Raw genomic sequence first — 12,911 nt, 5'->3', positions numbered from 1 at the left:
CCCCCATCTTCGACCTCGTCGACTACGGCATCGTCGGAGACCTCTTCACCGTCGTCCCCCAACTCACCGAAGAAGTACACAACCGCAAGGGCTGACAAGCAGCACCCTTCGCGTTCGCAGGCCCGGGCATACCGCCCGGGCCTTTGCGTTTTCCAACTCCCCGGAGCACAACCGGAATGGCATGCGGAACCTGCACACCGCATACGCAGACCGGTCACGCCGACCACCCGGCAGCGGGGGCACGGCCCAGGCGCAGGGCCTTTGGTACGGAAGTGTCCGAGTAGCGGCAAAGAGACTTCCGACCAAAGGGAATTCATCCGGTGAAGCTCATGTGGAACCTGCTCGCACAACATGAACATGTCTGCACGTAAAGCCATTCGAGTGAAGGGGAGACCCCCTGATCAGGCAGTGTTCGATTCGCTGTGCCGGGCGTCGGCGTGCTTTGATCCTGCCCAATGCCGGGAGCGCGCAAAGGCGTTACCGGATGCTGAATATCCACACGAAGGGCAGCACAATCATGAACTTCACCCCCCAGGTTGAGACCCTCGAGATCTCCGACGCCGACCTCGACAACGTCTCCGGCGGCCTCGTCGGTGGCGTGCTCGGCAACGTGACGGCCACCGCCGAGTCGATCGCCCCCGTCGGCGCCGTCGTCGGTTCGGTCACGGGCCTCGTCGGCTCGACCACCGGTGTCAACACCGGCGCCGTCACCGGCCTCGCCACCGGTCTCGCCGCCGGCCTCTGAGACCGCACGTGTGCCCCGGAACCCTTCGGTTCCGGGGCACACCGCCGAAAGCGACAGGTGAGGGAAGAGTTCCGTGCGCTTCCGCCAACAGGCCCTTTCCAAGCTCCAGTCGCCGGAGGAGCTCGACCTCCCGGTGCGTTTCGCCCGTCCGCAGGGGCGGCTCGTGCTCGGCGTCACCGTGGCGGTCATGGCGGCGGCCTGCTTCTGGGCCATGACGGGCACCGTCTCCTCCACCCTGAGCGCACCCGCCATCCTCACGCACGCGCAGGGAAGTTACGTTCTCCAGAGCCCCGTCGCCGGTCAGATCACCGGCGTACTCGCCGAGGAGGGCGAGACACTGCCTGCCGGCTCTCCCCTGCTCAAAGTCCGTACGGAGCAAGGGGATCGAGTCGTGCGCACGATTGACGCGGGCCGGCTGACCGCTCTCTCGGCGACGATCGGCGCGGTGGTCGGCACCGGCGCCGACGTGGCGAGCGTGGAACGGATGAAAAGCGCCGACGATCCGCTGATGGCGGTGCTGTACGTGCCGGGCGACAGCGGACCGGGTGTCCCGGTGGGCGCCTCGGTGGATCTCACTGTCCAGTCCGTGCCGACCCAGCAGTTCGGTGTGCTGCGGGGCCGGGTGACGGCCGTCGGCAGGGCGGCCCTGACGCGGCAGCAGATCGCCCGCTCCCTCGGCGACGCCCAGTTGGGTGAGCAGTTCTCGGTCCACGGCAGGCCGGTGGCGGTCCTCGTACGGCTGGACCGGTCGTCCACCACGACATCCGGCTACCAGTGGTCGTCGCACCAGGGCCCCCCGTACGCGATCGGCTCCATGACCCCGGCCACGGGCGTCGTCCACCTGGCCGACCAGCGTCCGATCGATTGGCTGCTCCCTTGACCGCCCCTCAGGCCGCCCCGCACGCCTCCCCCTCGACGCAGCAGCTCCCGCCGCCCGGCCGGGGCCGGCACCGTCCGGGCAAGGCGCCCGTCGACAGGGGCCGTTCTCGTGGCAGGACCGCACCGAAGGGCCCGAAGCCGAAGACCGTCCGCAGCCCGACCGTGCTCCAGATGGAGGCACTGGAGTGCGGCGCCGCCTCGCTGGCCATGGTGCTCGCCCACTACGGCAGGCACGTTCCGCTGGAGGAGCTGCGGATCGCCTGCGGCGTCTCGCGCGACGGCTCCCGCGCCAGCAACGTACTGAAAGCGGCCCGTAGTTACGGACTGCGGGCCAAGGGCATGCAGATGGAACCGGCCGCGCTCGCGGAGGTCCGGGCCCCCGCCATCCTGTTCTGGGAGTTCAACCACTACGTCGTGTACGACGGCATGGGGCGCCGTCTCGGACGGCGCGGGGTGTACATCAACGACCCCGACAAGGGCCGCCGTTTCGTGCCCGCGGAGGACTTCGACACCAGCTTCACGGGGATCGTCCTGGTCCTCGAACCCGACACCGGCTTCCGGCGCGGTGGCAGGAAGCCCGGCATCATGAGGGCCCTGCCGGCCCGGCTGCGCGGCACCTCCGGCACGATGCTTGCCGCTCTGCTCGCCAGCCTTCTGCTCGTGGCCGTCGGCGCCGCCCTGCCGGCGCTCAGCCGTACGTACATCGACATGTTCCTGATCGGCGATCAGCGCTCGCTGCTGGGTGTGCTGTTCGCGGCGATGGGCACCATGGTGGCGCTCACCGTCGTCCTGACGTGGTTGCAGCAGGCGAATCTGCTGCGCGGGCGCATCATCTCGTCCACGCTCGGCAGCGCCCGTTTCTTCCGGCATCTGCTGAGGCTGCCGGTCACCTTCTTCGCCCAGCGCAGCCCCGCCGATCTCGTGCAACGCCTCCAGTCCAACGACGCGGTGGCCGAGACCCTCGCCCGGGATCTCACAGCGGCGGGCGTGGACGGGATCGTCGTACTGCTCTACGCCCTCCTGCTCTGGACGTACGATCCGCAGCTGACCGTCATCGGGGTGGGCATCGCCCTCCTCAACGTCGTCGCGATGCGCATCGTCATACGCCTGCGGGCCACCGGCACGCAGAAGCTGCGGGCCGACAGCGCGCGGCTGACCAACACCTCGTACACCGGCCTGCAGTTGATCGAGACGATGAAGGCCACCGGCGGCGAGGACGGTTACTTCCGCCGCTGGGCCGGGCAGCATGCGACGACACTGGAGGAGCAGCAGCGTCTCGGGGTGCCGAGCGCGTGGCTGGGCATCGTCGCCCCCGCTCTGGCCACGCTCAACAGCGCGCTGATTCTGTGGATCGGCGGGCTGCGTGCGGTCGAGGGCCATATCTCGATCGGTCTGCTGGTCGCCTTCCAGGCCCTGGTGACCCGGTTCACCGCCCCGGTCACCCGGCTCAACGGGGTCGCGGGCCGCGTTCAGGACTTCGCGGCCGACGTGGCCCGGCTCAAGGACGTGGAGAACTTTCCCGTGGACCCGCTGTACTCCCGGGACGAGGTCTCGCCGAGTACCCGCAGGCTCAAGGGTCATGTGACGCTGGAGGAGATCACCTTCGGTTACAGCCCGCTCGACAAACCGCTCCTCACCGGCTTCTCGCTGTCCGTCGGACCGGGTCAGCAGGTGGCGCTGGTCGGCGGGTCCGGCAGCGGCAAGTCCACGGTCTCCCGGCTGATTTCGGGTCTGTACAGCCCGTGGGAGGGCACTATCCGCATCGACGGACAGCGTCTGGAGGACATTCCCCGGGGCGCGCTGGCAGCGTCGGTCTCCTTCGTCGACCAGGACGTCTTCCTCTTCGAGGGAACGGTCCGGGACAACGTGGCGCTGTGGGACCCGTCGGTCCCGGACGACGCGGTCGTGGCCGCCCTCCAGGACGCGGCGCTGTACGAGGTCGTCGCCCGCCGCCCGGGTGGCATTCACAGCCGGGTGGAGCAGGACGGCCGCAACTTCTCGGGCGGCCAGCGGCAGCGTCTGGAGATCGCCCGGGCGCTGGTGCGCCGGCCGAGCGTCCTGGTGCTCGACGAGGTCACGAGCGCCCTGGACGCGGAGACCGAGCAGTTCGTCATCGACGCGCTGCGCCGGCGCGGCTGTGCCTGCGTGGTGATCGCGCACCGGCTGAGCACGGTCCGGGACAGCGACGAGATCGTGGTCCTGGATCACGGTCGCATCGTCGAGCGCGGACGGCACGAGGACCTGGTCGCCGCCGGGGGGCCGTACGCCCAGTTGGTCAAGGAGCACTGAGTGGTATCCGTACACCCTGCCGCGGACCCCGGTGCCATGGGGCACGACGCGGTCATCGGTGCGCTGGGGGGCCTCGGCGCACAGGTCGACTGCACCGGGCTGCGCAGTCTTTCCCTCGAAGGGCCGCAGGTGCTGTGGCTCGTCGTGGACGGCGCGCTGGACCTGTTCGCGGTCGACACGGTGGAGCAGGGGCACTGGCACTTCCTCGGCCGGCTGGAGCCGGGGACCCTGCTGCTGGGACCGGTCGAAGGGCCGCAGCACACGCTGATCGGCAGGCCGCTGCAGGGCTGTGTGCTGCGCCGGATCGCGCTGCGGGAGCTGTACCGGCCCGAGTACCCGTATCCCGGGGCCTACGAAGGTCAGTACCTCAGTCAGTACGACGCCGCAGACGGCACGCTGAGTCTGCTGGAGCACGCCTTCTCACTGGGGGTGGGGCGGGGGCAGCGCGTCCTGTTCGAAGCTCCGCTGGACGGCCGGACGGCGCTCGACGAGACAGTGACCGACGACGACATCCTCTGGCTGCCGGTCTCTCCCGGCAGCGTGCAGTACGGCGCCGCGTTCAGCGCGGAGGCGGCCGGTGACCTGCTCGTCGACGGCGAGCTGTGGCAGGGCATGGTCAACCGGCAGTACCGCTTGCTGTCCGCGCTGGACCGCTGGATCGAGCGGCTGGAGCGGGCGCACGAGGACCGGGCGGCGGCAGGCCTCAAGGCGGGCGAAGCCGTACGGGACGAGGCCGACCGGGCCCTGCTGACCTCCATCGGCCGTACCGGGAGGACCGCACGCCCGTCCTCGGCGGGCGGTGACGATGCCACGTACGCGGCCTGCCGACTGGTCGCGGGGGCGGCCGGCATCACGCTCTCGCAGCCCCCGGCGGGCGACGTCGTGAGCGACCGGAGCGACCCGGTCGAGCAGGTCGCCGTCCACTCGCGCGTCCGGACGCGCGCGGTCCGGCTGACCGGTCGCTGGTGGCGTGAGAACACCGGCCCGCTGGTGGGCCACCGGTCCGCGACGGGCACTCCGGTCGCCCTGTTGTGGCGGCGGGGCGGGTACGAGGCGGTGAATCCGGTGACCGGCCGCAGAGCCCGCGTCGACCGGAGCAGTGCCGGCGATTTCGAGCAGCGCGCCGTCATGTTCTACCGCCCGTTGCCTGAGCGGCCCATGAGCAAGTGGCAGCTGGCGCGCTTCGGTCTGCGCGGTACGAGGGCCGATCTGCGCAACCTGGCACTGGCCGGGCTGGTGACGGTCGGGCTCGGCTCGCTGGTCCCGATCGCGACGGGGCAGATCCTGGGTGTCTATGTGCCCAACGCCGAGACCGGCCTCATCATGCAGGTCTCCCTCGCCGTGATCATCACCGGGGTGGTGTCGGCCGCCTTCATGCTGTTGCAGAACCTCACGGTCCTGCGTATGGAGGGGCGTATCGAGAGCACCCTCCAACCGGCCGTCTGGGACCGGCTGTTGCGGCTGCCGACGTCGTTCTTCACCGAGCGTTCCACCGGGGAGCTGGCGAGCGCGGCGATGGGTGTCAGCGCGATCCGGCGGGTCCTGTCGGGCGTCGGCCCGGTGGCGTTGCAGGCGGGCACGGTCGGCGTGATGAATCTGGCCCTGCTGCTGTGGTTCAGTGTCCCGCTGGCGCTGGCGGCGATCGGGATGCTGATCGTGATCGTCGCGGTGTTCCTCACCATGGGGATGTGGGAACTGCGGTGGCAGCGCAGCCTGGTGGAGCTCGGCAACAAGCTCAACAACCAGGCGTTCCAGACGCTGCGCGGGCTGCCCAAGCTGCGCGTCGCGGGGGCGGAGAGCTTCGCGTACGCCGCGTGGGCGCGGGAGTTCGCCCGCAGCCGTGAGCTCCAGCAACGGGCCGGCCGGATCAAGAATCTGACGACGGTCCTCAACGCGACGTATCTGCCGCTGTGTTCCCTGGCCATGTTCGTCCTGCTGGCGGGACCGGCCAACGGCTCGCTGTCGGCCAGTGCCTTTCTGACCTTCAACACCTCCGTGACGATGCTGCTGACGGCGGTCACCCAGCTCACCGGGGCGTTCGTGTCGGCTGCGGCGGCGCTGCCGATGTTCGAACAGATCAAGCCCGTGCTCGACGAGGCACCCGAGGTGCGCGGCGCGAGCACCCAACCGGGGCCGCTGTCCGGGGAGATCGAGGTGAAGGGCGCCTCCTTCCGGTACACCGACGACGGCCCCACGGTGCTGGACGAGGTGTCCCTGAAGGTGGGGGCCGGCGAGTTCGTGGCCGTCGTGGGGCCCAGCGGGTGCGGGAAGTCGACCCTGCTCCGGCTGCTCATAGGCTTCGACCGCCCGGCCACCGGGAGTGTCCTGTACGACGGTCAGGATCTGGCGGCTCTCGACCAGGCGGCCGTGCGCCGTCAGTGCGGGGTCGTTCTGCAGAACGCCCAGCCGTTCACCGGATCGATCCTGGAGTGCATCAGCGGCTCCGAGGTCTTCACCGAGGAAGAGGTCTGGGAGGCCGCCGCGCTGGCGGGTCTGGCCGATGACATCAAGCTGATGCCGATGGGGCTGCACACCATGATCGCCGGTGGCGGCGCCATCTCCGGCGGCCAGCGTCAGCGGCTGATGATCGCCCAGGCGCTGGTGCGGCGTCCCCGCATCCTGTTCTTCGACGAGGCCACCAGCGCGCTGGACAACGAGACCCAGCGCATCGTGATCGAGAGCACCCGCGCGCTGCGGGCGACCCGGGTCGTGATCGCGCACCGGCTCTCCACGGTGCTGGACGCCGACCGCGTGATCGTCATGTCGGAGGGCCGCGTCGTCCAGCAGGGCCCGCCCGACGAGCTGCTCGCGGACCCGGACGGACGACTGCACGAGTTGGTGCGGCGCCAGATGCAGTAGGGGGCTCGGGCCGTCCGGGCCGATTGTCCCGGCTGAATGGGGTCAGCCGGGTCCGGCACGGCTCCCGGGCCCCCGCACGCTCCTACTCTCGGTGGCAGGGCACGTACGAAGAGTTCCGGCCGGAAGACGGGAACTTGCCGGGCGGCCACTGGAAGCACCCCCGAGGAGAGCCGTCATGACCGAAGCGACCGATCCCGTCGAAGCCGACCGAGCGCTCAAGACCAGGCACCGGAAGATGTGGGCACTGGGCGACTACCCCGCCGTGGCGACGCAGCTGATCCCGGACCTCGGTCCGGAGCTGGTCCGGGCCTGTGGTGTGAAGAACGGTGACCGCGTCCTGGACGTCGCGGCCGGATCGGGCAACGCCGCCATCCCCGCGGCCCTGGCCGGCGCGGACGTCGTGGCCTGCGACCTGACGCCCGAACTGCTCGCGGCCGGGCGGGAACTGGCGGCCGGGCAGGGCACCGAACTGGAGTGGCGGGAGGGCGACGCGGAGGCGCTGCCCTTCGCCGACGACGCGTTCGACACCGTCATGTCGTGCGTGGGCATCATGTTCGCCCCGCATCACCAGGCAGGCGCCGACGAACTGATCCGCGTCTGCCGTCCGGGCGGCACGATCGGCCTGCTGAACTGGACACCGGAAGGGTTCATCGGCCAGATGTTCGCCGCGATGAAGCCGTACGCCCCCAAGCCTCCGCCCGGCGCGCAGCCCCCGCCGCTGTGGGGCCGGGAGGACCATGTCCGGGCGCTGCTCGGCGACCGGGTGACGGACGTCGAGGCGCAGCGGCGGACGGTGCGGGTCGATCTGTTCGGGAAGCCGGGTGACTTCCGGGAGTTCTTCAAGGCCAACTACGGGCCGACCATCGCCACGTACCGGAACATCGCTCAGGACCCCGAGCAGGTCGCCGCTCTGGACAGCGCGCTCGACGACCTCGCGTCGCGCCACGCCGAGTCGCGCCACGCCGATGAGACGGGCGCGGTCGGCATGGAATGGGAATACCTGCTGGTCACGGCGTATAAGCACCACTGAAAGGCGCAGCGGGTGGTTGCGTCGGCGCCGAGCTGCGGCGTCGACTCCCCCACCCCTGCGCTCACACCACATTACCGACCGGTATGTCGTGACTTATTGCGCGACTGACAGTAGAACTCGTTCCCATTCCATCGAGAGTGAGGAACGCGTTATGAGCAATTCCAGCCCCGGCGGCAGAGCCGCCAAGGGTGTCTCGCGCCGCAGCCTGTTAGCCGGAACGGGGTCCGTTCTCGGGGCCGTCGCCCTCTCCGGCCCCTTCTCCACGGCCCGGGCCAGGGCCGCCACCATCGCCGCCCCGGTCATCGACAGCGGAGCGCATGTACCGGCCCTAGTGATCGGCACCGGGTACGGCGGCTCCGTCGCCGCTCTGCGGCTCGCACGGGCGGGCGTCCACGTCCACATGATCGAGATGGGCATGTCCTGGGACGCCCCGGGCTCGGACGGCAAGATCTTCGCCAACACCACCACGCCGGACTACCGGTCGTTCTGGCTCCGCACCAGGACCAAGCAGCCCCTCAGCAACTTCCTCGGCTTCCCGCTCGACAAGGACGTCCCCCGCTACACCGGCATCCTGGACGCCGAGGACTTCAGTGGCATCACGGTCTACCAGGGCCGCGGTGTCGGCGGCGGCTCACTGGTCAACGGCGGCATGGCCGTCACCCCCAAACGCGAGAACTTCGGCGCCATCCTCCCCACGGTGAACGCCGAGGAGATGTACAGCACTTACTACCCGCGCGCCAACGCCGGGCTCGGGGTCAGCAGCGTCGACCCGGTCTGGTTCGAGTCCGCCGACTGCTACCGCTACGCCCGCGTCGGCCGCAAGCACGCCCAGCGCTCGGGCTTCCCGTTCGTCTTCGTGCCGGATGTGTACGACTGGGACTACATGAAGCAGGAGGCGGCGGGAACGGTCCCCAGGTCGGCACTGGCCGGTGAGATCCTCTACGGCAACAACTACGGCAAGAAGTCGCTGCAGCAGACCTACCTCGCCCAGCTCAGGGCGACCGGCAGGGTGACCATCTCACCGCTGCACAAGGTCACGTCCGTCGCCCCGTCCCCCGACGGCGGCTACACGGTCGTCATCGACCAGCTCACCACCGGCGGCGAAACGGCGGCCACCAAGACGGTGACCGCGGACAAGGTGTTCTTCGCCGCCGGAAGCGTCGGCACCAGCAAGCTGCTGACCAAGCTCAAGGCCACCGGAGCACTGCCCGGACTCAACGACGAGATCGGCAGGGGCTGGGGCGACAACGGCAACGTCATGTGCGGGCGCGCCAATCACATGTGGGACCCGACCGGCGCCCTCCAGTCGAGCATCCCGTGCTCCGGCATCGACAACTGGGCGGCCGGCGGCGCGTTCGCCGAGGTCGCGCCGTTGCCGACAGGGATCGAGACCTACGCGTCGTTCTATCTGTCGATCACCAAGAACCCGAACCGGGCGCGGTTCACCTGGAACGCCGCGGCGGGGCGCGTGGACCTGGACTGGCAGACCGCGTGGAAACAGCCCTCCATCGACATGGCCAAGTCGATCTTCGACACGATCAACTCGAAGGAGGGGACGATCTACCGGACCGACCTCTTCGGCCTCTACAAGATCTGGGGCGACCACCTCACGTACCACCCGCTCGGCGGCGCGGTGCTGGACAAGGCCACCGACAACTACGGCCGCCTCCGCGGCTACTCCGGGCTGTACGTCATCGACGGCGCGCTGATCCCGGGCAACACGAGCGTCAATCCGTTCGTCACCATCACCGCGCTCGCCGAACGGAACATCGAAAGGATCATCGCCACCGACCTGTGACGACCCCGTGCGACGACGATCCGTGGAGTTCGGCCGGCCCACCCGTACCGCATCAGTGCCCGGGCAGCACGCATACGGTGTCGAGGCCCAGCACGCGGTTGAGCCGGCCGAACGCCAGCCAGGAGCCGATGCTCATGCTGAGCTCAACGATCTCCGACTGGCTGTAGTGCGCGGTCATGCGGTCCCAGAACGCGTCGTCGATGCCGTGGTGGTCCAGCGCGTACCGCTCGGCGTACTCGGCGGCCAGCCGCGTCCGGTCGTCGAAGGCCCCGGTGGTACGCCACTGGGTCACCGCCTCGGCGAACTCGGCCTCGACCTTCTGTCCGTCGCGTTCGGTCCGCCAGTCCAGGCAGAACGCGCACCCGTTGATCTGTGCGACGCGCAGCCGCGCGGCCTCGAACTCGCGGAGGCCGAGCGTCGTGTGCGCGTACACGGCCAGCGAGAAGTTGGAAGCGGCGATCCCGATGCCGGGCACCATGTCGCCCCATACGTACTCGATGGCGTTCTTGCCCTCGGGGATGTCGATGTTCATCGTTGTCTCCTTCCGAGCCTGCCCACCGCGGGGCGCAGCGGGACGTCGAGCGCGTCGTAGAGTCCGGGTCCGGCCGCCACGAGCCAGTCGATGGCGCCGACCAGCCGGCCGACCGCGGTGGCGTTCCCGCCCGCGGAACGGTTCTCGCCCTCGTCGTCGGCCGCGACCGTGACCTCGATACGGGGGCGGCCCTCGATGATCACGCGGTGCGCGCCGTCGCCGTCGGGCGGCGTGGGCCAGTCCGGGGCGCAGGACGGATGGATGCGGGTGATGTGCTCGATGACGATGCGGGGCTCGCCCCCGACGATGCCCTGGACCTCGAAGCGCACCGCGCCCTGCGTCCCGGCCTCGAAGTCGCCCATCGTCCTGGTGCTCACCGTGGCGTCGAGCGGACGCCGGTGCATGGTCTCGCGGATCTCGTCGAGCTCGACGCCCAGTGCCCTGGCCATCAGGCGTATCTGTCCGCCCCACACCATGGCCGGGACGGACGGGGCGAGCATCAGTGGCTCGTAGTCCATCGGGCGGCCCATGCCGATCAGGTCCCTGACCGACTCCTCCTGCTCGTATGTGGAGTAGTCGAAGATCTCCTGGCAGCGGACGACGTCCACGACGGAGCCGAGGCCACTGATCAGCAGCGGCAGCACATCGTTGCCCCAGCCGGGGTCGACGCCGGAGACGAAGAGCGAGCCGCCGCCGTCGGCGATGGCCGCCAGCACCGGTTCCCGCAGCTCGGGCGGGGCGTTCAGCTGGTCGTAGAGCCCGTAGACCGCGGGGGTGACGACGACGGCTCCGGCCCTGATCGCCCGGCAGATGTCGGCGAGCGCCTCGTCGGGGCGGACGTCGCCGGAGGCCGCGTACACCACGGCACGAGGGCCGGCGGCCAGCACCGCGCCTATGTCGTCGGTGGCCGCGACACCGAGGTCACGGCCGAGCCCGCCGAGATCGCCCGCGTCGCGGCCGGTCTTGCGGGGGTCGTGGACGAGCACATCGGCCAGTGCCAGCGCCGGATGGGCGTCGACCGCACGGATGGCCGCGCGGCCGACATTGCCGGTACCCCAGACAACCGTGGAAATCATGCGGCGGAGGGTAGCGCGAGGCATGACAGGTTCCTAGACCCGTCACCACCCCGGTCGGGAGCGTCCCGGCCGGATGCTTTGCCTCCACTCCGCGGGCTGCTACTTGCGGCGGGGCTTGCCTCGTTTGGCACCCTTGGTGCTCGCGGAACCGCCCCGGGGGTTCTTGCCGGCCGACGCCCTGCCACCGGCGGGCTTCCGCTTGGCGGCCGCCGTCCCGGCGCGCTTGCTCTTCGGCTGCGGCGGTGTCGGGGGACGGCCACGGGTGCTGTTCACGGTCCGCCCGCGGACGATCCCGATGAACTCCTCCACCAGATCGGTGGTCTCCTCCTCCGGCCACGACAGCGCGACGCGGGACTCGGGAGCGTCCAGGAGCGGCCGGTAGGTGAGGTCCTTGCGGTGGTGCAGACGGGCGAGCGACTGCGGGACGACGAGCACGCCCACTCCGGCCGCCACCAGTTCGATCGCGTCCTCCGTCGTGACGGGGCGCTCGATCGCGGGCATTCCCGGCAGACCGTCTTCCCAGTCGAGGGTGTCGTCGAGGGGATGCAGCACGATCTCGTCGGCCAGATCCGCGGCGGTCACCTCGTCCACCGCCGCCACGAGGTGGTCCTTCGAGACCACGACCACGGTCGTCTCGGTGTAGAGCGGGATCGCGCTGAGAGCCGTCCGGTCGATCGGCAGCCGCACGAAACCGGCGTCGGCTTCACCGCCGCGCAGGGCGTCTGGGACTTCGGCGGGGGCTACCGCGACGAGGGTCAGCGGGACGTCGGGCAGTCGCTCGTTCCAGATTCGCACCCACTTGGTGGGTGTCACTCCCGGAACGTACGCGAGCCGGAACGAGGGGCGTTCTTCCGGGCTTGTCACACCGCCAGGTTACCGGTCGTGGTCGGAGGTAGCGCACATGCTCGATACTCTTGACACCATGACGTCGCACCAGAGCACCCAGACGATGAAGCCCGCAACTGCGGCAAAGAAGCTGGGTGTGTATCTCGAAGCCACCCCCGCCGAGTTCCAGGAGGGTGTCGTCTCGCGCACCGAGCTGAGTGAACTCCAGGCCAATCCGCCCGAGTGGCTGCTGGAACTGCGACGCAACGGCCCGCACCCCCGGCCGGTCGTCGCGGCCAAGCTGGGCATCTCCATCTCGGGCCTCGCGCGTGGCGGTATCACCGAGCCGCTCACCACGGAGCAGATCGACGCGCTCAAGACGGACAGCCCCGAGTGGCTGCAGAAGGAGCGCGCGACCCAGGCGGAGGTCCGCAAGGAAACCGTCCGCATCAAGGAGAAGAACGCGGAGCGCGACGCTCAGGCCGGCGAGCAGGGCGCCTGACCACCGTACGTCCGTGAGCCCCCGGGCCTCTCGTTCGATCATGCCGGGCTCACGCCCGGTTCGAACGGGAGGCCCGAGGCGTGCCCGGCCCGGACCCGGCAGGCAGAAGAGGCCGGGCCGCACCGTCAGTCCTTCCGGCCGCACCTGTTCCGCGCGTGCTGCCCGCCCGTGATCCGGCCCGTGCGGGCAACGGCCGCTCCGCCGCCCGGGTGCCGCCGCCGGCCGGGCGCAAACGCGGGGGGGCGAGCGTGTCGGTGCCTGTTCCGGCTATCCGCGGCCCCCCATGTTCGAAAGGGCGGCCCCACAGCGATCAGGGCCGGCAGAACAGGCTGAGGGCCACGGACCCGGGCCGCCGTCGCCCGGGTACCGCCCGCCG

The 12,911-nt window shown here is 70.0% G+C and carries 10 protein-coding genes; 7 read left to right on the top strand and 3 right to left on the bottom strand.

Annotated elements, in window-relative coordinates; translation table 11 throughout:
• Positions 1-517: 517 nt before the first annotated feature.
• The 6 genes from ACFT7S_RS12410 (at position 518) to ACFT7S_RS12385 (ending at position 9,600) form a co-directional block, all read left to right on the top strand.
• Positions 518-745, top strand: a complete 228-nt coding sequence (locus ACFT7S_RS12410) for a type A2 lantipeptide (RefSeq protein WP_382730238.1) — start codon at positions 518-520, stop codon at positions 743-745.
• A gap of 73 nt (positions 746-818) precedes the next feature.
• Positions 819-1,625 carry a hypothetical protein gene (locus ACFT7S_RS12405; protein WP_382730235.1) on the top strand — a complete coding sequence of 269 codons (807 nt, stop codon included), beginning with the start codon at positions 819-821 and terminating at the stop codon, positions 1,623-1,625.
• Positions 1,622-3,913, top strand: coding sequence for an NHLP family bacteriocin export ABC transporter peptidase/permease/ATPase subunit (locus tag ACFT7S_RS12400; RefSeq protein WP_382730232.1), 2,292 nt, complete (start codon positions 1,622-1,624; stop codon positions 3,911-3,913). The genes ACFT7S_RS12405 and ACFT7S_RS12400 overlap by 4 nt, the downstream gene beginning before the upstream one ends.
• A 36-nt stretch (positions 3,914-3,949) precedes the next feature.
• Entirely contained in the window at positions 3,950-6,772 is a 2,823-nt protein-coding gene (locus ACFT7S_RS12395; protein WP_382730270.1) for an NHLP bacteriocin export ABC transporter permease/ATPase subunit, read from the top strand.
• Positions 6,773-6,947: 175 nt separating this feature from the next.
• Complete coding sequence (locus ACFT7S_RS12390; protein WP_382730230.1) at positions 6,948-7,802, top strand: class I SAM-dependent methyltransferase; 855 nt, start codon at positions 6,948-6,950, stop codon at positions 7,800-7,802.
• A 151-nt stretch (positions 7,803-7,953) separates the two neighbouring features.
• Positions 7,954-9,600 carry a GMC oxidoreductase gene (locus ACFT7S_RS12385; protein WP_382730227.1) on the top strand — a complete coding sequence of 549 codons (1,647 nt, stop codon included), beginning with the start codon at positions 7,954-7,956 and terminating at the stop codon, positions 9,598-9,600.
• A gap of 52 nt (positions 9,601-9,652) precedes the next feature.
• Here the strand turns inward: ACFT7S_RS12385 and ACFT7S_RS12380 are convergent, their stop codons facing one another.
• The 3 genes from ACFT7S_RS12380 to ACFT7S_RS12370 form a co-directional block, all read right to left on the bottom strand.
• Positions 9,653-10,132 carry a carboxymuconolactone decarboxylase family protein gene (locus tag ACFT7S_RS12380; protein ID WP_382730224.1) on the bottom strand — a complete coding sequence of 160 codons (480 nt, stop codon included), beginning with the start codon at positions 10,130-10,132 and terminating at the stop codon, positions 9,653-9,655.
• Positions 10,129-11,208, bottom strand: a complete 1,080-nt coding sequence (locus tag ACFT7S_RS12375; RefSeq protein ID WP_382730222.1) for a dihydrodipicolinate reductase — start codon at positions 11,206-11,208, stop codon at positions 10,129-10,131. Before ACFT7S_RS12375 ends, ACFT7S_RS12380 begins: the two co-directional genes overlap by 4 nt.
• A 99-nt stretch (positions 11,209-11,307) precedes the next feature.
• On the bottom strand, positions 11,308-12,072 hold the full coding sequence (locus ACFT7S_RS12370) for a LysR substrate-binding domain-containing protein (RefSeq protein ID WP_382730220.1): 765 nt from the start codon (positions 12,070-12,072) through the stop codon (positions 11,308-11,310).
• Positions 12,073-12,130: 58 nt separating this feature from the next.
• Between ACFT7S_RS12370 and ACFT7S_RS12365 the strand changes: the two genes are divergently transcribed.
• Positions 12,131-12,535 (top strand): DUF5997 family protein, encoded by a 405-nt coding sequence (locus tag ACFT7S_RS12365; protein WP_382730267.1) that lies wholly within the window; start codon positions 12,131-12,133, stop codon positions 12,533-12,535.
• Positions 12,536-12,911 lie beyond the last annotated feature (376 nt).

Source organism: Streptomyces sp. NPDC057136 (assembly GCF_042670885.1).
Lineage (GTDB): Bacteria > Actinomycetota > Actinomycetes > Streptomycetales > Streptomycetaceae > Streptomyces.
The sequence above is the reverse complement of the archived record's forward strand: the minus strand, read 5'-3'. Positions and strand labels throughout refer to the sequence as shown.